Here is an 18,324-nt window from a genome sequence, read left to right as displayed (position 1 = left end):
GCGGAGCCGCCTCGGGCACACGGTGCGCGCGCTCGCGCGCCGGCCGCGCCGATGGCGAACGGCCGTACGGGGCAAGGTCGTCGCGACCTGAATGCGCCCCCTGATGCGCTCCCCGCAATACCCCGCGCGCCGTCAAGTGCCGTGGTAGGGACGGAAATCGACGGCAGGACGATGGGGCTATTTTCAGCCAAATCGGAGTTCGGCGAACAGGCGTGCGCACGCTCCGTACACGGCCGGCGCGGCCCGGCGGCAACGTACGGTCCGGGAGGCGGAGTTCGCCTCCCGGACCGGTCCGCCGCCCGCGGGGATGTAGGCGGCGGTGTCCCCCAGCCCACTGGATCCAGTACAGCGGGCCGACCCACGCGAAACCATGGAATCGCTCCCCCGGTGGCCGGAGTAGAGCGCACGCACGGGCGCACGGCCACACATCGGGAGCACGCCGCCACCCTGCGTGCAGACTCCGTACTCCCGTGCGGACCACAATCCCGCCATCCGGAAGAATGCCCCTTAACGCTTGGGATGCGGCGAACTACGCTGGGTTTACGAATGCCGCGTGGTTATGCCAGCGCGGCAGCCGTCTGTGTCGAGGGGTGGCGCATGTCCAGGGAGCAACGCGGGCCGAACGAGAAACTCGGCGCCGTTCTCGCCCTCGCGGGAATCAGCAACGCAGGGCTGGCACGGCGCGTCAACGACCTGGGCGCACAGCGCGGGTTGACTCTTCGCTACGACAAGACGTCGGTGGCGCGCTGGGTGTCGAAGGGGATGGTGCCCCAGGGCGCGGCCCCGCACCTCATCGCCGCCGCCATCGGCCAGAAGCTCGGCCGCCCGGTGCCGCTGCACGAGATCGGCCTGGCGGACGCGGACCCCGCGCCCGAGGTCGGCCTCGCCTTTCCCCGGGACGTCGGCCAGGCGGTGAAGTCGGCGACCGAGCTGTACCGGCTCGACCTGGCCGGCCGCCGGGCCGGCACCGGCGGCATCTGGCAGTCGCTGGCCGGCTCGTTCGCCGTGACCGCGTACGCCACTCCCGCCTCCCGCTGGCTGATAACCCCGGCCGACAGCTCGGTGGCGCGCGAGGCGAACACGGCGGAGGGCTCGGGCGCGCCGATCAAAGTCGGCCACAGCGATGTGCGCAAGCTGCGCGAGGCCGCCGAGGACGCGCGCCGCTGGGACTCCAAGTACGGCGGCGGCGACTGGCGTTCCTCGATGGTCCCCGAGTGCCTGCGGGTGGAGGCGGCGCCGCTGCTGCTCGGCTCGTACTCCGACGAGGTCGGCAGGGCCCTGTTCGGCGCGTCCGCCGAACTGACCCGGCTGGCCGGCTGGATGGCCTTCGACACCGGCCAGCAGGAGGCCGCGCAGCGCTACTACATCCAGGCGCTGCGCCTGGCCCGCGCGGCCGCCGACGTCCCCCTCGGGGGTTACGTCCTGGCGTCGATGTCCCTCCAGGCGACCTACCGCGGCTTCGGCGACGAGGGCGTCGACCTCGCGCAGGCCGCCCTGGAGCGCAACCGCGGCCTGGCCACGGCCCGCACGATGAGCTTCTTCCGCCTCGTGGAGGCACGCGCCCACGCGCGCGCGGGGGACGCCCAGGCGGCCGGCGCGGCCCTGAAGGCGGCCGAGGGCTGGCTGGAGCGCTCCCGCGAGGGCGACAACGACCCGAGCTGGCTCGGCTTCTACGGCTACGACCGGTTCGCCGCCGACGCCGCCGAGTGCTACCGCGACCTGAAGGCCCCCCGCCAGGTCCGCCGCTTCACCGAGCAGGCGCTGTCGAAGCCGACGGAGGAGTTCGTGCGCTCGCACGGCCTCAGGCTCGTCGTCTCCGCGGTCGCCGAGCTGGAGTCGGGCAACCTGGACGCGGCCTGCGAGCAGGGCGTGCGGGCGGTGGAGGTCGCCGGGCGGATCTCCTCGGCGCGCACCACGGAGTACGTCAAGGACCTCCTGCACCGGCTGGAGCCCTACGGCGACGAGCCCCGCGTGGCCGAGCTGCGCGAGCGGGCCCGGCCGCTGCTGGTGACCCCCGCCTAGGGCCGTCTTCCGCCGGCCGGTCCCCCTGCCGGGCCGGTCCCCGCCGGGGCCGGTCCCCGCCGGGCCGTCCGCCTCCGGGCCGTCCCTCCGAGGCGGCTCAGGCCGAGTCGGCTCAGACCGAGTCGGCTTGGGCGGGAACGTCCGCATCCGGGCCGTCTGTCTCCGGGTTGTCCGCCTCCGAGGCGGTTCCGGGCGGGGGCTCCGGGGCGCGTCCGCCGCCCGGTCCGGGGGCATTGTCAGTGGCACGGTGCACTATCGAAGCGGGAGGTGGAGCGGATGCGGCCGAGGATCGCTCACGACTGCGACGTGCTGGTGGTCGGCGGCGGGATCGTCGGGCTGTCGACGGCGTACGCGATCACGCGTGCCGCGCCGGGCACGCGGGTGACCGTGCTGGAGAAGGAGCCCGGTCCGGCCCGGCACCAGACGGGGCGCAACAGCGGAGTGATCCACAGCGGCATCTACTACCGGCCCGGCTCCCTGAAGGCGCGGTACGCGGTGCGGGGCGCGGCCGAGATGGTCAAGTTCTGCGCCGAGTACGGCGTCGCGCACGCCGTCACCGGCAAGCTGATCGTCGCGACCGCGCGCGAGGAGCTGCCCCGGCTGCACGCCCTGGTGCAGCGCGGCCGGGAGAACGGCATCCCGGTGCGCGAACTGGGCGCCGCGCAGATAGCGGAGTACGAGCCGGAGGTGCGCGGACTGGCCGCGATCCACGTGGGCACCACCGGGATCTGCGACTACACCGGCGTGGCCCGGCAGCTGGCCGCCGCCTCCGGCGCGGAGATCCGCTACGGGGCGCGGGTCGTCCAGGTGGACCGCCGCGCCGGGCTGGGCGTGGCCGTCCGCACGGCGCGCGGCGACGTCGTGCGCGGGCGGGTCCTGGTGAACTGCGCGGGATTGCGGTGCGACGAGGTGGCGCGGCTGACCGGGGACGACCCGGGGATGCGGATCGTGCCGTTCCGCGGGGAGTACTACGAGCTGGCGCGGCCCGAGCTGGTGCGGGGGCTGGTGTATCCGGTGCCGGACCCGGCGTTCCCGTTCCTCGGCGTGCACCTCACGCGCGGGATCGACGGCGGGGTGCACATCGGGCCCAACGCGGTGCCGGCGCTGGCCCGCGAGGGGTACGGCTGGGGGGTCGTCCGGCCGCGGGAGCTGGCCGGGACGCTCGGCTGGCCGGGGTCGTGGCGGATCGCCCGGCGGCACTGGCGGTACGGGGCGGGGGAGCTGCGGCGGTCGGTGTCCAAGGGGGCGTTCACGCAGGCGGTGCGGAGGCTGTTGCCGGCGGTGGAGGAAGGGGATCTGGTGGCGGCTCCTGCCGGAGTGCGGGCGCAGGCCGTGCTGCGGGACGGGACGCTGGTGGACGACTTCCTGATCCGGGAGGGGGAGCGGGCGGTGCACGTGCTGAACGCTCCGTCGCCCGCGGCGACCGCTTCGCTGCCGATCGGGCGGGAGGTCGCCCGGAGGGCGTTGGGGGCGCTGGGGGAGGCGTGAGGGCGGACTTCCCGTTCCCTGGGGGCTGCGCCCCCAGACCCCCGCATCGGCGCCTGGACGGCCTCGTCCTCGAGCGCCGGACGGGCCGGTGATCGCGGGCCGCTCTGGTAAGGGTGCGGCCGGCCGTAAAATTGGGGCACTGTGTCTGAGTCCTTGAATCTCTCCCCCGCTCATCCGTCCGCGCCTGAGGGCGACGGAGTCGTTCGGCATGGCCGGGCCAAGGGGGAGCCCCGGTTTCCCGACGGGCCCCAGGCCGATCCGGCCGGGTCGCACTTCGAGCGGCGGATCCGGAGTTTCCAGCCCCGGCGCAGCCGGGTCACCGCGGGGCAGGCGGAGGCACTGCAGCGGCTGTGGCCCCGGTGGGGGTTCGACATCGACGGGCAGCGGGTCCTCGACCTCGCCGAGCTGTTCGGCGACGACCGTCCCGTCGTGCTGGAGATCGGGTTCGGGATGGGCGAGGCCACCGCGCAGATGGCGGCCGCGGACCCCGGCACCAACATCCTCGCCGTGGACGTCCACACCCCCGGCCAGGGCAATCTGCTCGCCCTCGCCGAGCGGCACGGGCTGACGAACGTCCGGGTCGCCAACGGGGACGCGATCATCCTGCTGCGCGAGATGCTCACCCCCGACTCCCTCGACGGCCTGCGCGTGTACTTCCCCGACCCGTGGCCCAAGAAGCGGCACCACAAGCGGCGGCTGATCCAGCCCGAGTTCCTGACGCTGGCCGCCGCCCGGCTGCGCCCCGGGGCGATCGTGCACTGCGCGACCGACTGGGAGCCGTATGCCGAACAGATGCTCGACGTACTGACCGCGCACCCCGACTTCGAGAACACCCGCGCCGACGGCGGCTTCGCGCCCCGCCCCGACTTCCGCCCCCTGACGCGTTTCGAGGGCCAGGGCCTGGAGAAGGGGCACGTGGTGAACGACCTGCTCTTCCGCCGCGTACCCCACGACGGCCGGCGCGGCTAGCCGCGGGACGCTCAGGACCGCACAGGTCTCACGACCCCACCGGTCCCAGGCCCCCACCGGTCCCAGGACCGCACAGGTCCAGGACCGCACAGGTCCAGGACCGCACAGGTCCAGGACCGCACAGGTCTCCGTACCGTCCGTGCCGGAACCGCGATACACCGTCGCGGGCGGTCCCCTCCCTCGTTAGGGTCAATCACGTGGCCACCTGTCCCCCGTACCCGACGCATCCCAGCGGTCCCGCCCCCGTCGGCGGCCCACCGCGACACGCCCACTGGTGGCAGAAACGGTGGGTGCGGTACGGCGCACTGGCCGCCCTGCTGGCGCTGTCCGGGCTCGTCATCCTCGCCCTCGTCCGGCGGCAGACCGGCACCGAGGGCTTCCTCGTCGGGCTCGGCCTGGCCGTGCTGCCGGTGCCGCTGCTGACGGCCGCCTTCCGCTGGCTCGACCGGGTCGATCCGGGGCCCTGGCGCAACATGGTGTTCGCGTTCGCCTGGGGCGCCTGCGCGGCGGCGCTCATCGCCATCGTCGCCAACAGCTTCGCCACCAAGTGGATCGCCACGGCGACCGCCGACCCGGCCGGGGCCGACACCCTCGGCGCCACCGTGATAGCCCCGATCGTGGAGGAGTCCGCGAAGGCCGCCGCCGTGCTGCTGGTCTTCCTCTTCCGCAGACGCGACTTCACCGGCATCGTCGACGGGGTGGTGATAGCCGGGGTGACCGCGACCGGCTTCGCGTTCACCGAGAACATCCTCTACCTCGGCACCGCCTTCGGCGCCGACCAGATGACCGGCGGCCGGGGCATCGCCTCCGTCACCGCCGCCACCTTCTTCGTGCGCGTGGTGATGTCGCCCTTCGCGCACCCGCTGTTCACCGTCCTCACCGGCATCGGCTTCGGCATCGCCGCGTCCCTGTCCGCCGAGCGCCACCGGGTGCGCCGCCTCCTGCTGCCGCCGGCCGGACTGCTGCTGGCGATGGGCATGCACGCCTTCTGGAACAGCTCCTCGACCTTCGGCACGTACGGCTTCTTCGCCGTCTACGGCGCCTTCATGCTGCCCGCCCTCGGACTGCTGACCTGGCTGGTCGTCTGGACCCGCCAGCGCGAGCTGCGCACCGTCCGCGAGGAACTGCCGGCCTACGCGGCCGCCGGGTGGCTGACCCCGGCCGAACCGTTCGCCCTCGGGTCCATGCGGGCCCGCCGGGTGGCCCGGGAGTACGCCTCCCGGCACCTCGGCAAGCCCGCGGCCCGCACCGTCGCCCGGTACGAGGCGTGCGCGACCTCGCTGGCGTTCCTGCGCCGCCGGGGCCGCCTCGGCCGGGTCGGCCCCGACTTCGTCGCCCGCGAGCAGCAGTTGCTGCACGAGATGTGGCGCGGGCGCGAGGTGGCACAGCCCGCGCTCGACCACGCGGCCCGGATGACCGCGCCGCCGGTCCGGGTCGTCGCCCCGCCGTGGCCGGTGTACGGCGTGTACGGCCACTCCCAGCGGTACGGCGCGCCGCACCCCCAGGGCCCCGGCTTCGGCCCGCACCCGCAGACCGCCGGTCCCGGCTCGTACGGGTACGGCTACGGGTATCCCCCGGGCGGCCCCGGAGCGCCCGGGCAGACGCATCCCGGAGCGCAGGGGCCCGGGTCGCACGGGCCGCACGGCTCGTACGGTTCCCCCGGCGCGCCGACGACTCCGTACCCCGCGTACAACCCGTACCGGACGCAGTCCTAGCCCCTGCGCGGGCCTGGGCGCCGGGGCGAGGCCCGGCGCCGGGACGCCGTGCGGGTCAGGCGGAGGCCTCGGTCAGCCTGCCGATCTCGTCGTCCGTCAGCCGCAGCCCGGCGACGGCGAGCAGGGCCGGGAGCTGCTCCACGGTCCGCGCCGAGGCGATCGGGGCGACCACCGTGGGCTGTGCCGCGAGCCAGGCCAGGGCCACCGTGGCGACCTCGGCGTCATGGGCGCGGGCGACCTCGTCCAGGGCGGCGAGGACCTTCTGGCCGCGCTCGGTGGCCAGGTGCTTGGCGGCGCCCTCGGCCCGCGCGCTGTCCACCGTCGCGCCCGGCCGGTACTTGCCGGTCAGGAAGCCGGAGGCCAGCGCGAAGTACGGCACCGCGGCCAGACCGGCCCGCTCGGCGAGGGCCTGCAGCTCGCCCTCGTAGGTGTCGCGGGAGACCAGGTTGTAGTGCGGCTGGAGCGCGACGTAGCGGGCCAGGCCCTCGCGCTCGGAGAACTCCAGGGACGCCTTCAGGCGCTCGGGGGAGATGTTGGAGGCGGCGATCTGCCGCACCTTGCCCGCCTTCACCAGCTCGTCCAGGGCGCCGATGATCTCCTCGACGGGCACGTCGGGCTGGTCGAAGTGGGTGTAGTACAGGTCGATGTAGTCGGTGCCGAGCCGCTTGAGGGAGGCGTCGGCCGCGGCCCTGATGTTGGCGGCGGACAGGCCCTTGAAGTCGGGGTGCTGGCTGACCTTGGTGGCGACGACGACGTCGGAGCGGTTGCCGCGCTCCTTGATCCACTTGCCGATGATCGTCTCGGACTCGCCGCCGTGGTTGCCCTCGATCCACGCGGAGTAGGAGTCGGCGGTGTCGACGAAGTTGCCGCCGGCCGCCGTGTAGGCGTCGAGCACGGCGAAGGACTGGGTCTGGTCGGCGGTCCAGCCGAAGACGTTGCCGCCGAGGGCGAGCGGGAAGACCTCGAGGTCGGACTGGCCGAGCTTGCGGAGAGAAGTCATGTACGACATCAACGGCCACGGCGAAGCGGCCCATTCCGTGCCCCGCCGGGCGGAGACGCAAAGATCGCGCAAACAGCGCCCGGCACAGCCGCCCTGCGAGGCCGGCTCAGGGGTTGAGGCCCTTGCCGTGCAGCCAGGCCATCGGGTCGATGCCGGTGGCCTGCCCGCCCGGGTGGACCTCCAGGTGCAGATGCGGGCCGGTGACGTTGCCGGTGGCGCCGACCCGGCCGATGACCTCGCCGGTGCTCACCTTCTGGCCGGCCGAGACGCTGATCGAGGACTGGTGGCAGAACCACAGCTCGGTGCCGTCGTCGAGGGTGAGGATCGTGCGGTAGCCGTAGGCGCCGGCCCAGCCGGCCTCGGTGACGGTGCCGCTGTGGACGGCCTTGATCAGGGTGCCGGTGGGCGCGGCGAAGTCGAGGCCGGTGTGGTAGCCGGAGGACCACATGGAACCGGCCTGGCCGAAGGTGGAGGTGATCGTGTACGACGAGGTCGGCAGCGTGTACTGCTTGGCCAGCTCGGCCAGCCGCGCCTCCTCGGCCTTGCGCTTCGCCTCCTCCTCCGCCTTCTTCTTCTCGGCGGCGGCCTTGGCCTCGGCCTCCTCCTTCGCCTTGGCGGCGTCGGCCTGCGCCTTCTTCACGGCGGCGGCCTCGGTGGCGGCCCGGGCCTTCGCCTCGACCTGCGCCTGCTGCTGCTCGGCCTGCGCCATGATCCGGTTGCGCAGCACCTCGCCCGCGTCGGCGGTGCTCCGCCCGGCCTGGGTCTGCGCGGCGGTGGCCTCGGCCACGTCGCTGAGCGCGGTCGCCGAGCCCTCGGGGGCCGCGGTGGCCTCGCCGGAGTCGTCGAAGAGCGAGCCGACCGAGGGCAGGTGGTCCACGGCGGGCAGGTCGGGCAGGGAGATGGAGACCGGCGGCTTGCCGGTGTTGGCGCTGGCCATGCCGCCCGCGCCGACGGCGGCGATCACACCGACGCCGAGGACGGTGGAGCTGCGCGCGAGCCCGCCGCCGCGCTGCTTGGCGACGCGGTGCCGGCCGCGTACGGGACGGAGGGACTCCTCGGTGGGGTTCCACTCCTCCCAGGGGCCTTCGTCGGGGCGCCGCTCGCCGTAACCGAAGGACTCGGTGCGCTGGCTCGGTATGAACGGGGCTTCGGAGGCTGGCCGGTTGGACGCCACGCGGGCGTGCTCCTTTCCTTCCGCGTCGCCTACCGGGTTAGCTGACGGGTTCGGAGCGGGAAGGTCTCCTACGCGCGTCGACCGGCCGTGACGGCACGGCGGACGACGTGCGATTCACCCCAAGGTGGTGGTTCCCCGGTTCCCTCACGGGATTCGGCGCGTGTGCGCACGGAGCCGCCTCTGGTGACGGCTGGGACGACCGCGCTGCGTTATCGAACGTTAATAGACGCGGGGGTTTGATTCCAAGCCGTCCGCCTTGATCGTTAAACCTTTTTGGCCAAGACATAACGCCCATGAGGGTCGCAAGCCGGGCGACTTGACTCCGGATCAGGCCATGCGCGTCACCCCGTTCGCCCCTGTCGACACTCGGCGCGATGTGATGGTGTGTCAGTTGTTATGCGGAGGGGGACGGTCCGCTCACGTGGGGTGACGGCGGTACGGGGTGAGATGCGGGCGCGGTGCGGCGCCGGGGAGCGCGTACGACGAGCAGCGCGTACGGCTGGGACCGCGTACGGCCAGGACTGCGTACGGCCGGGACCGCGTACGGCTGGGGGCCAGGGTCGCGGAGGGAAAACACTCAGGGCCGGAATCCTGTGATCGGATTCCGGCCCTGAGTCTTCAGTAGCGGGGACAGGATTTGAACCTGCGACCTCTGGGTTATGAGCCCAGCGAGCTACCGAGCTGCTCCACCCCGCGTCGGTGAAACCAGTGTATCCCATGTTCGGGACTGGTTGCACACGCGTTCACCGGCGCCCCGTCTCCAGGTGCCGGTTCGGCTCCCGGGCCGCCGCCTCGAACTCGGGCAGGACGACGACCTCCGCACCGGCGTCCGCCAGGACCCCGGCCCCGTCGGCCGCCTCGACGAACGTGTCCGGCTCCCGCCAGGCCGTGACCACCCGCCGTACCCCGGCGTCCAGAATCAGCCGGGCGCACGGGCGCGGCCGGGAGGCGCGTCGGGCGCACGGTTCCAGGCTGCTGTACACCGTGGCCCCCGGGAGCCGGGGGTCCGCCGGGTCGATCTTGGCCAGCGCCGCCTCCTCCGCGTGCGCGACGGGATCGCCGGCCTCCCGCGAGTGGCCCCGCGCCAGCTCGGTGCCGTCGGCGGCGACGACCACCGCGCCCACGCTGAACGCCGTCGCCGAGGGCGGGCACAGCAGCGCCAGCTCGCAGGCGATCCGCAGCCAGTGCCGGTCCGCGGGCACGGCCCGTCCGCCCGGGCCGGGCGCCGTGGGCTCGTACCGCATCAGCACCACGTCCTCGATGGCCCGGGTCTCCACCAGCCGCAGCCGCCCGCGCTGGTACGGCCCCGGCCCGAACAGCCGGGGCGCGGCGGGGTCGCCCACGAACAGCGGGGCGAGCACGAGCTGCACCTCGTCGGCGAGCTGCCGCTGGAGCAGCTGCGTGTGGATCGTGCCGCCGCCCTCGACCATGAGCCGGCGCACGCCGAACACGTCGTGCAGGTGTTGCAGCAGGCGGTGCCAGTCCAGTTCCGGGCCGAGCGGGACGATGTGGACGGGGCCGGTCTCCGGGTCACCGGACGGTGCGGGGGGCGCGGGGGGCTGCTGGTCCGTGGGCGCGGGGGGCGTGGGGGGCGGCTGGTCCGTGGGCGCGGTGGCCGGGGCGAGGCCCGTGCGGCGCAGGCGTTCGGCGCCCGCGTCGGTCGTGTAGACGGTCTTGGCGCCGCCCGTGTGCCAGAAGCGCGCCCGGGGGTCCAGCTCGCCGGAGGCGCTGACCGTGACCTTCAGCGGGTACTCCGGCCGCCCGGCGGCGATGCGGGCGGCGCGCCGCTCGGGCGAGTTGACCAGCAGCCGCGGGTTGTCGGCGCGCAGGGTGCCGGCGCCGACCAGGATCGCGTCCACGGACGCCCGTACCTCGTCCACCCGGTCGAAGTCGGCGGGGCCGGACAGCAGGAGGCGGTCGGGGCCGGTGTCGTCCAGGTAGCCGTCGAGGGAGACGGCGGCGGACAGCAGGACGTACGGGAGGGGCATCGACGCGTTCTCCAGGAGCCGGGGAGGTGGGGCGGTGGGTCGGTGGGGAGGTGAGGCGGGCGGCCGGGGCCGGACGGTCGGGGGGCGGACGGTCAGGACCGGTCGGTCAGGGGGCGGTCGGGCGGGCGCGTGGTCGGGGCGCGTGGTCCCAGTCTGGCGGAGCCGCCCGCCGCACGTGTCCGCACGCCCCCGCGCGTACCGGCCCTGCCTGCGGTCCACGGATCTACGGACCTACGGAGCTGCGGAGCTGCGGAGCTACGGAGCTACGGAGCTACGGAGCTACGGGATGCCGAGTTCGAAGAGGGCGTAGCCCGCGTACGAGCCGGAGGCCAGTGCCGCGATGCCGAGCAGCGTGTACAGCACCGCCGGTTCGAGCCGGCGCAGCGCGAGGGCGAGCGGGAGGAACAGGGGGAAGGCGGGAAGCAGATAGCGCGAGACGTTGCCGAAGATCTGCTGGCTGCCCAGGACCAGGGCCATGGTCAGGACCGTGTAGACGACCAGGGCGGCCGGTGGCCGCAGCCGGATCAGCAGCACGAGCAGCGCGACCGCCAGCAGCACCACCGCGACGCCGATCAGGTCCTCGAACGGGTACGCGAAGATGTAGTCGTAGTGGCCCACGGGCAGCGAGGTGAGCACGTGCAGCGTGTGCTTGCCGTAGTCGAACGAGTGGGCCCATGCCCCGCTCTGGAGCTTGAAGTAACCGCCGTAGTCGCCCATGCGGTGGCCCACCCAGGCGAGGTAGCCGACCAGGCCGAGCGGGGCGACGACCAGCGCGGCCAGCGGGCGCCCGCCGTCCTCGCGCCGGTACAGCGCGAGCAGGGCCGCCACGGCGAGGGCGGCGATCAGCGCGGCGGCGGTGGGGCGGTTGAGTCCGGCGAGGAAGGTGAGCACGCCGGCGGTGAGCCAGCGGCGGGTGAGGACGGCGTGGCAGGCCCAGACGGCGAGGGCGACGTAGAGCGAGTCGGAGTAGACCGCCCACTCCGCGCCGGAACCGGGCCACACGGCCCACAGCCCGGCCGCGGCGAGCCCGGCCCGCCGGCCGCCGAACCGCTCGGTGAGCGTGTGGATCCCGAGGGCGGCGGCGAACGACGCGACGATCGAGACCAGCATCCCCGCGCCGTACGTGCCCAGGCCGGTGACCTCGCAGACCAGCCGTATCAGGGCCGGGTAGAGCGGGAAGAACGCCGCCGAGTTCTCCCGGACGGTGATCAGGCCGGTCGCGCCGGGGATCGCCTCCAGCACGGGGTGGTAGCCGTGCGCGGCGATCTGCTGGTACCACCAGCCGTCCCAGGTGGCCAGGACGTCCCAGGGGTGGGCGCCGCCGCCGAAGCGGACGGGCTTGGTGCGGTAGTCGCCGGCGGAGTCGAGCAGGTGGAGGAAGACCAGGAAGCCAGCCAGCTTCAGCGTGCCGTAGACGGCCAGGACGGGGCCGTGGCGGCGGGCGGCGTGGAGCAGGGACGCGCGGAGGGGCGCGCGCGGGGGCAGGGCGGGAGTGTTCTCGGGCGCGCCGGCGGCCGTGGGCGCGCCGGGTGTTCCGTACGTGTGCGGGTGGCCGCCGGTGTTCCGCCGGACGTGCCCGGCGGTCTCGACGTGTTCGACGTGCTCGGCGGACTCGTTGTGCTCGACGTTCTCGACGTTCTCGACGTTCTCGATGTGCTCCCGGTTCATGAGGCCGCGGCTCCGGTGCGGCGACGGCGGGCTCCGGCGCGCGCCGCACGGGCGCGCAGGAACGGGGACCGCAGCAGCGCCACGACCAGGTCGGCGGCGAGCAGAGCGGCGAGTTCGGTGCGGTGGGCGGCGGACGGCGCGGTGTGGTGCAGGGCCGCCAGGGTGCCGCCGGTGAGCAGGAGCGCGGTCGGCAGGGTGACCCGCCGGTGCGCGGCCGGTCCGGCGAGGGCGCAGACGAGGACGGCCAGCGCGTTGGCGCTCTGCGCACCGGTGGCCGGGCGCAGCGCCGCGTACAGGAGGAGGTGCGCGAGGACGGCCAGGGCCGCGACGGCGGCGTACCGCCGGGCGCGGACGGCGGCCGGTCCCGGCCAGGGCTCGCCGCCGCCGTCCGGGGGCGGACCGGCCGTCGGACGAGGGCCGGCGACCGCGGCGAGCGCCGTACGGGCCGGGCGGCGGGCGATCCGGGCGATGCCGCGGAGGTCGGCGAGCGCGGTGGGCAGGAGGTCCACCCGGCTGTCGGGGTCGTCCACCCAGTCCACCGGCACCTCGTGGATGCGCAGCCCGGCCCGCTCGGCGAGCACCAGCAGCTCGGTGTCGAAGAACCACTCCGTGTCCCGCACCAGCGGCAGCAGTCGCTCGGCGACCTCGCGGCGCACCGCCTTGAACCCGCACTGGGCGTCGGAGAAGCCCACGCCGAGGGCGAGGCGCAGAACGGCGTTGTAGCAACGGGAGATGACCTCCCGTTTGGCCCCGCGCACCACCCGCGCACCGGGAGCGAGCCGGGTGCCGATCGCGATGTCGGAGTGCCCGGCGACGAGCGGGGCGACCAGCGGCAGCAGAGCCGCCAACTCGGTGGACAGGTCCACGTCCAGATACGCCAGCACGGGGGCCTCCGACCGCGACCAGGCGGCCCGCAACGCCCGGCCGCGCCCCTTCTCGGCCAGCCGCAGCCACCGGACCTCGGGGAGTTCGCCGGCCAGCCGGGCGGCGACGCGGGGCGTGGCGTCGGTGCTGGCGTTGTCGGCGACGGTGATGCGGAACGGGTAGGGGAAGGTCTCCCGCAGGTGCGCGTGGAGCCGCCGCACGCCGGGCTCCAGATCGGTCTCCTCGTTGAACACCGGTACGACGACGTCGAGTACGGGCTGGGCGCCGGATACGGACTCGGGGCCGGGCACGGGCTCGGGTATGGACTCGGGGCCGGGCACGGGCTCGGGTATGGACTCCGGGCCGGGCGCGGACTCGGGTATGGACTCCGGGCCGGGTACGGACTCGGGGTCGGGCACGGGTACGGACCCGGGGCCGGGCACGGGCTTCGGGCGGTGTGCCGGTATGGGCGGGCGGGGCGTACGGCCGGTGCCCGGCGCGGAGTCGAGGCCGGTCTCTGTCACGGTGGTTCACTCCTGCTCAGCGGGCGGATCGGCCGGTCGGCCCGGCGAGGGACGTCTCTGTGCGGGACGTCTCTGTGCGGGACGTACCTGTGCGGGACGTACCTGCGCGGGAGGTCTCGGTGGGGGACGGCGGTGGCTCGGTACGGGTCGTCCCCGGATCCGGTGGGCTGTGGGTCACCGGACCGGTGGCCGGGAGCGAGGTCGACGGCGGTGGGGCGGTCAGCGGATCCGAGGTGGCCCGGCCGCTCGCGGACGTGCCCGGCGCGGCGGCGGTGTCCGGCGGCGCGGACGCCGTGGCGGGCGGGTACGACGGCGAGGTCGAGGGCAGGACCGAGGCCGACGGCACCGACGCGGGCCGGGGGACGGCGGGCGCACCGGGTTCTCCGTGCACGTGCCGGCCGGGCAGCAACAGCGCCACGCCGAGGCCGAGTCCGGCGACCGCCAGGGCGGAGCCGGCGGCACGGCGCGCCGCCCGCGCCCTGTGCCGGGCCCGGACACCGGCCCGGAGGCGGTCCCGATGCCGCGGCTCGAAGGGGGCGTACTGCTCGCTGTCGCGCATCAGCACGACGAGCCGCTGCTCGAACTGCTCCCGCCGCTCGACGTGCCCGAAGCGGTCCAGGTGATCCATGTGGTCGTCCATGTGGTCGTCCATGCGCTCGTCCCTGGGCGTCTTCCTCACCCCACCGGCTCGTTGACGTCGGTCAGGAGCTGCCGCAGGCGGGCCACTCCGCGCGCGGCGTGCGACCGGGCCGTGCCCACCGGGCAGCCCAGCGCCTCCGCGACCTGCCGCTCGGAGAGGTCCTGGTAGTAGCGCAGCACCACCACCGCCCGCTGGCGCGCGGGGAGTTGAGCCAGCGCGGCCTCGATGCGCGAGCGTTCCGCGACGGTCGCGGACACATCGCCCGCCGCCGGAGTCTCGGGCAGCTGCTCGACGGGACGCTCACCCCACCAGCGGCGCAGGGCCGAACGCGCGGCGGCCCGTGCCATCACCCGGCGCACATACGCCTCCGGAGCCTCGTGGGCGATCCTCGGCCACTTGAACCACAGCTTGACCAGGGACTCCTGCACGAGATCCTCCGCCCGGTGCCGGTCGCCGCCGGTGAGCAGCCGGGCGAGATGGAGCAACGCCGACCAGCGGGCTGCCACGAACGCGTCGAACTCACCCGCCCCACCCTGCTGCATCCCGCCGCCCCCGCTCTCTCCGATTGCCTGCACCCAGGGGAAGACGGTGGTACGCGCGGTTCTATGCACTCAGACCGTGTGACTCGCCTCACTCTGGGGCTCTCGGCTTTCGGCGAGGGTCCCCGGCCCGGACCTGGCCGTGGTGACGAAGCGGGCGATCGCCTCGGGGCGGCGCGACGGGCTGCGGACGGTGGGCGGCGGCATCACGGCGGGGCTGCTCGGCGTGAAGGTCGCCACGACCCCGAACTGACGCGCCCGCGCTCTCCCGCCCCGCACGGCCTCGCCGTTCGGGGCGACCGGTGCGTCGGCTCCGTCACTCCTGGACGGGGAGGCCCGGGTGCGTGGCCAGGAAGACCAGATAGGCGATCGCCGCCGCCGCGCCCAGCAGGGACAGCGCGCCTCCCGTCAGGGCGCGTGCTCTGCTCGCCCGGACCTCCCGCGCCGCCCGGTGTTCGACACGGGCGCGCACCAGCCCGGCGAGGGCCAGCGGCAGCGCGACGAAGGCGACCAGCGCCCAGAACGGGCAGCACAGCCAGCACCCCAGGGAGGCCCCGCCGAACCAGACGGCGAGTTCCGCCGTCTCCCGCCCTTCGCGCGAAGCCGCGACCCCAGTCATGGCCCGATCCAAGCAGAGGCCGCCCCCGGAGACGACGGAACCCCCGTCGGCCCAGGCCGGCAGGGGTTCCGACCCCGAGGGGTCCGGTAGGCCCTGTGGGACTCGAACCCACAACCAACGGATTCAAAATTCCTGGCCATGGCATGACGGGTGTTTCCAGACTGTGGTTCGATGTCCGGAACTACCTGGTCAGAGCATGTGCGCCGTGAGTGCCGATCCGCCGCGCCCAGGTTGTGCCGCACCGTCTGCTCACGCAGAACATGCCGCTGACCAGAGCATTCGCTCCTGCCGCCTCACAGGGTTCCCATATACCTGCCGCTCCCCCCTTCGAGTGGCCTTCTCCACCGGGCGCTGGGTGTATCAACGGCAGGTTTCGATCCCTGTGAAACCCGCTTTAGAAGTGGGATTGGATCCTTGCTGGGGTTGCTCAAGGATGCCGCGTGGCGCCGTCTGCCTGGTCAGCATTACGCACCTTGGTGCTCGATTCCGCTAGTGATACGTGTCCCGGTCTGTCCGATCACGCATCGCGCACACATAAGAGCTGCCCGCAGGAATGCCGCAGCGCCCGAGGAGCAACGCTCATCTTCCAGGCAGGTCGAAGAACCCTGTATTGCCTGTAGTGGGGGAACGTGCCCTGGCGGCCGTCGAAACCCAGCGGCTGATTTAGCGTCGTTCAACGAAGTCGAGTTACACGGCCCGAATCATACGCCACGACTACCGATCCATCGCGTTGGACGAGCATGGCGAGGAAGGAAGGGTCTGGCATGGGAATCCGCCGCAGATTCCCGTTCGGCTGTAGTACCGTCACCCGTTCCATTCCCTGCACCGCCAACCATGCACCATTTCCCGAGACACGGGCATTCTGGTCGCTCAGCAGAAGCCTATTTGCGACATCTGTGCCGCCGGCTTGCGGCCAAGCAATCTGGAGAACGTGGCCCAATGCCGAGCGCACCCACACCTGCTCGCCTCGGGTGGTCAACTGAAGCGGACCTCGGGGGACTTTTAGGAGGGCTGCTGGGCGTAGGTCATCCCCAGCTAGTTCAACCACCTGGTCGCGTTGAGCGAGGCTGACGAAGATGCGCCCCCCAGCTTTGGCGATGCCGTACGGAGCACCTGCGACGGACCGCCTTGCCAACCTTTGACCGTCCTTCACAGCGAGCGCGTCGACTCGGTCGACAGCGGGTGACGCGACCACTACTCGGTCGTTGGCCAAGACGAAGGAGCGAGCACCGCCACCAGCGGACTGCGTCCACAAGGTGTGTCCCGTACGCAGATCGACTCGTCCTATGCGGCCCGACTCCACAGATAGGTAGTACGCGGCAGCGCCTCGGACGATGACCTGGTCCATGTAGTCGTTGACGCGCGCGACCGTGCGGCCAGTGTGCTGACCCAAGTCCAGCCGCGATAGGAAGTGGCCGCCGACCACGGCATAGTCGGTGTTTGACACCTCATCCTGCGTGAGGCCTGTGACTGGGAAGTTGTACCTCACCGTATCCGAGTCGTTGTCACGAGAAGTACCGAAGGCCAGCGCGAAGACCGCGGGAATAACGCTTGCGGCGACCCATGGCCATACACGCCACCACCGGCGCCACCACGGGCGGAAGACGGGAGCCTCCCCAGGCTCGTGGATCAATACCGGGGGGGCTGGCTGCGTAGCACGGGTGGAAAGCTGCCCGCCTTCACTTCCGGCTCGCCGTGCATGTGCGAGATATTCGCCAACGGTTTCGTGGACATCAGCTGACAATGCTGGTTTCATGCCGGTCACGGCCAGCGCAGCGATCTCTACAGCTGCTTCGTAGCTCACGTCGTTCGGCGCACGTCCGACGACGATCACCGGAGATCCGAAGGGAAGGGTGACTGCCAGCACCTCTGTGCCGGCGCGCGCCCGATCGAGTTCGCTCCACTCGATGCCCAGCGCGTGGCCGAGTACCGCTAGCCGTAGACGCTGTTCGCGGCGGCGTGTCGGTGGTAGCAGGAAGATGGTCCGTCCCAGGGCACCAGCTGTTCTGATCTGGTCGATCTCCCACAGTAGGGACTTTGAGCGGCCGACAGTTACGCAGATGAGCTGTGATCGACCGATCAGTCCGCGAACCCCTTCTTTCCAGTCATCCATCGAGAAACTGCGTCGGGCCGCTCCTAGGGGTGGTGGCAACTTCTCGCCCACCTGGCTGAGCGTTTCAACCGGGCCGTGCACTGCTAGCGCGGAAGCTGCGACTTCTTCGAAGCGCTCGAAACGGCGCATAAAGAGCCGCTCGACTACTGATGCACGGTCCAACCGGCGGGCCCGGAGGGTACGGCGGTCATCGGCGAAGGACCGCAACATGAGGGTTGGTCGACGCTGATCCTGCTCGACATGCTGACGCAAGTACCGCATTCCCAAACGCCGCACCAGAATGAAGGGCACCAACGCGAACAGTACGACCACAACGCCAATCACTCTGATGAGAGCCCCGAGGCCAGTGGCCACGTAGTCCGATGACCCGGGGCTGACTCCCATTGCTTGTAGGTCTGAACCCAACACGACCAAGAGCACTCCACCGCCAGCGATCACTGCAGTGAAGAAAGAGCCAAGGGCAGCCAGGATGCGTCCGTACCCCTTGAAGACAGCCGGTCTCCAGCGGTCGGCATGCCGTCTGTGGAGCAGCCTCTCAACGACCAGGACGCCCACCACCGCGGTGACCGCGAAAGCCACTGTGGCCCAGACGCCCATGTAGAGCGTCTCGGTCAGACGTACAGCCCAGGCGTACACGCAGAACCGTACAAGGACCGCTGCTGTACTGCTCGCCAGCCGTATGTTCACGAGTCGGTCGACACGAAAGACGCCGTCTTTCAGGGGGCGACTGAAGAACGATCGAAGCCGACGCCAGCTGGCGGGATCACGTAGGAGAGCCAACAGTCCGAGCAGCAGGGGTAGGCCGATGGCCGCGCTCATCGCCTCGGTGTTGAGCGCTGTGCGGGTGTCACTGTCGTGCCAACTTGCGGTTGACAGGTCAGGAAGCACAGTGACACGGGGTTGCTGTAGTTGGACAAGATCGCTAAGCATCTTTTCGGTGATCTCCGGCGCTTCAACTCGGCTGGTTTGAACGAGAAAGACCACTGCCGTGCGCCCCCGCA

13 protein-coding genes, 1 tRNA gene, 1 pseudogene and 1 riboswitch are annotated in these 18,324 nt (G+C 72.4%); of the genes and pseudogenes, 5 read left to right on the top strand and 10 right to left on the bottom strand.

Annotated elements, in window-relative coordinates; all coding sequences use genetic code 11:
• Nucleotides 1-597: 597 nt before the first annotated feature.
• The 4 genes from K7787_RS28425 (at nt 598) to K7787_RS28410 (ending at nt 6,194) form a co-directional block, all read left to right on the top strand.
• Nucleotides 598-2,022: an NsdA family TPR-like regulatory protein gene (locus K7787_RS28425; RefSeq protein ID WP_009189412.1), complete on the top strand. Its 1,425-nt coding sequence runs from the start codon at nt 598-600 to the stop codon at nt 2,020-2,022.
• A gap of 276 nt (nt 2,023-2,298) precedes the next feature.
• Entirely contained in the window at nt 2,299-3,510 is a 1,212-nt protein-coding gene (lhgD, locus tag K7787_RS28420; protein ID WP_019984939.1) for an L-2-hydroxyglutarate dehydrogenase, read from the top strand.
• Nucleotides 3,511-3,651: 141 nt separating this feature from the next.
• Nucleotides 3,652-4,479 carry a tRNA (guanosine(46)-N7)-methyltransferase TrmB gene (trmB, locus tag K7787_RS28415; RefSeq protein ID WP_372456696.1) on the top strand — a complete coding sequence of 276 codons (828 nt, stop codon included), beginning with the start codon at nt 3,652-3,654 and terminating at the stop codon, nt 4,477-4,479.
• Nucleotides 4,480-4,676: 197 nt separating this feature from the next.
• On the top strand, nt 4,677-6,194 hold the full coding sequence (locus K7787_RS28410) for a PrsW family intramembrane metalloprotease (protein ID WP_223003402.1): 1,518 nt from the start codon (nt 4,677-4,679) through the stop codon (nt 6,192-6,194).
• Nucleotides 6,195-6,249: 55 nt separating this feature from the next.
• On the opposite strand, the gene K7787_RS28405 is transcribed toward K7787_RS28410, so the two are convergent.
• The 8 genes from K7787_RS28405 to K7787_RS28370 form a co-directional block, all read right to left on the bottom strand.
• Nucleotides 6,250-7,194, bottom strand: a complete 945-nt coding sequence (locus K7787_RS28405; RefSeq protein ID WP_009189417.1) for an aldo/keto reductase — start codon at nt 7,192-7,194, stop codon at nt 6,250-6,252.
• A 106-nt stretch (nt 7,195-7,300) separates the two neighbouring features.
• On the bottom strand, nt 7,301-8,368 hold the full coding sequence (locus K7787_RS28400) for a M23 family metallopeptidase (RefSeq protein WP_009189418.1): 1,068 nt from the start codon (nt 8,366-8,368) through the stop codon (nt 7,301-7,303).
• A gap of 11 nt (nt 8,369-8,379) precedes the next feature.
• A riboswitch (cyclic di-AMP (ydaO/yuaA leader) is annotated at nt 8,380-8,537 on the bottom strand.
• 453 nt (nt 8,538-8,990) lie between these two features.
• Nucleotides 8,991-9,064, bottom strand: a tRNA-Met gene (locus K7787_RS28395).
• A gap of 47 nt (nt 9,065-9,111) precedes the next feature.
• Complete coding sequence (locus K7787_RS28390; RefSeq protein WP_223003401.1) at nt 9,112-10,356, bottom strand: dihydrofolate reductase family protein; 1,245 nt, start codon at nt 10,354-10,356, stop codon at nt 9,112-9,114.
• Nucleotides 10,357-10,635: 279 nt separating this feature from the next.
• The gene (locus K7787_RS28385) at nt 10,636-12,024 is read right to left on the bottom strand and encodes a putative hexosyltransferase (protein WP_247721366.1); all 1,389 of its coding nucleotides are present in this window, start codon (nt 12,022-12,024) and stop codon (nt 10,636-10,638) included.
• Nucleotides 12,021-13,229 (bottom strand): dolichyl-phosphate beta-glucosyltransferase, encoded by a 1,209-nt coding sequence (locus K7787_RS28380; protein WP_223003406.1) that lies wholly within the window; start codon nt 13,227-13,229, stop codon nt 12,021-12,023. Before K7787_RS28380 ends, K7787_RS28385 begins: the two co-directional genes overlap by 4 nt.
• A 199-nt stretch (nt 13,230-13,428) precedes the next feature.
• Complete coding sequence (locus tag K7787_RS28375; protein WP_223003400.1) at nt 13,429-14,064, bottom strand: hypothetical protein; 636 nt, start codon at nt 14,062-14,064, stop codon at nt 13,429-13,431.
• 23 nt (nt 14,065-14,087) lie between these two features.
• The gene (locus K7787_RS28370; protein WP_043261020.1) at nt 14,088-14,594 is read right to left on the bottom strand and encodes a SigE family RNA polymerase sigma factor; all 507 of its coding nucleotides are present in this window, start codon (nt 14,592-14,594) and stop codon (nt 14,088-14,090) included.
• A 118-nt stretch (nt 14,595-14,712) separates the two neighbouring features.
• Here K7787_RS28370 and K7787_RS28365 point away from each other — a divergent pair.
• Nucleotides 14,713-14,814, top strand: a pseudogene (locus K7787_RS28365) (LysE family translocator); the annotation flags it as partial.
• A gap of 93 nt (nt 14,815-14,907) precedes the next feature.
• On the opposite strand, the gene K7787_RS28360 reads toward K7787_RS28365, so the two are convergent.
• Complete coding sequence (locus K7787_RS28360) at nt 14,908-15,210, bottom strand: hypothetical protein (RefSeq protein WP_223003399.1); 303 nt, start codon at nt 15,208-15,210, stop codon at nt 14,908-14,910.
• 673 nt (nt 15,211-15,883) lie between these two features.
• Nucleotides 15,884-18,324 (bottom strand): PQQ-binding-like beta-propeller repeat protein (locus tag K7787_RS28355; protein WP_223003398.1); only part of this gene is annotated, 2,441 nt, incomplete at its 5' end.

The organism is Streptomyces sennicomposti (assembly GCF_019890635.1).
Taxonomy (GTDB): Bacteria; Actinomycetota; Actinomycetes; order Streptomycetales; family Streptomycetaceae; genus Streptomyces; species Streptomyces sennicomposti.
Note: the sequence above shows the minus strand (reverse complement) of the source record. Positions and strands in the feature narration are given on the sequence as shown.

Excerpts from the sequence above, each read along its gene's own strand:
- K7787_RS28425 (WP_009189412.1), top strand. The coding sequence starts at position 598 with ATGTCCAGGGAGCAACGCGGGCCGAACGAGAAACTCGGCGCCGTTCTC.
- lhgD (WP_019984939.1), top strand. The coding sequence starts at position 2,299 with ATGCGGCCGAGGATCGCTCACGACTGCGACGTGCTGGTGGTCGGCGGC.
- K7787_RS28405 (WP_009189417.1), bottom strand. The coding sequence starts at position 7,194 with ATGACTTCTCTCCGCAAGCTCGGCCAGTCCGACCTCGAGGTCTTCCCG.
- K7787_RS28390 (WP_223003401.1), bottom strand. The coding sequence starts at position 10,356 with ATGCCCCTCCCGTACGTCCTGCTGTCCGCCGCCGTCTCCCTCGACGGC.
- K7787_RS28385 (WP_247721366.1), bottom strand. The coding sequence starts at position 12,024 with ATGAACCGGGAGCACATCGAGAACGTCGAGAACGTCGAGAACGTCGAG.
- K7787_RS28375 (WP_223003400.1), bottom strand. The coding sequence starts at position 14,064 with ATGGACGACCACATGGACGACCACATGGATCACCTGGACCGCTTCGGG.
- K7787_RS28370 (WP_043261020.1), bottom strand. The coding sequence starts at position 14,594 with ATGCAGCAGGGTGGGGCGGGTGAGTTCGACGCGTTCGTGGCAGCCCGC.
- K7787_RS28360 (WP_223003399.1), bottom strand. The coding sequence starts at position 15,210 with ATGACTGGGGTCGCGGCTTCGCGCGAAGGGCGGGAGACGGCGGAACTC.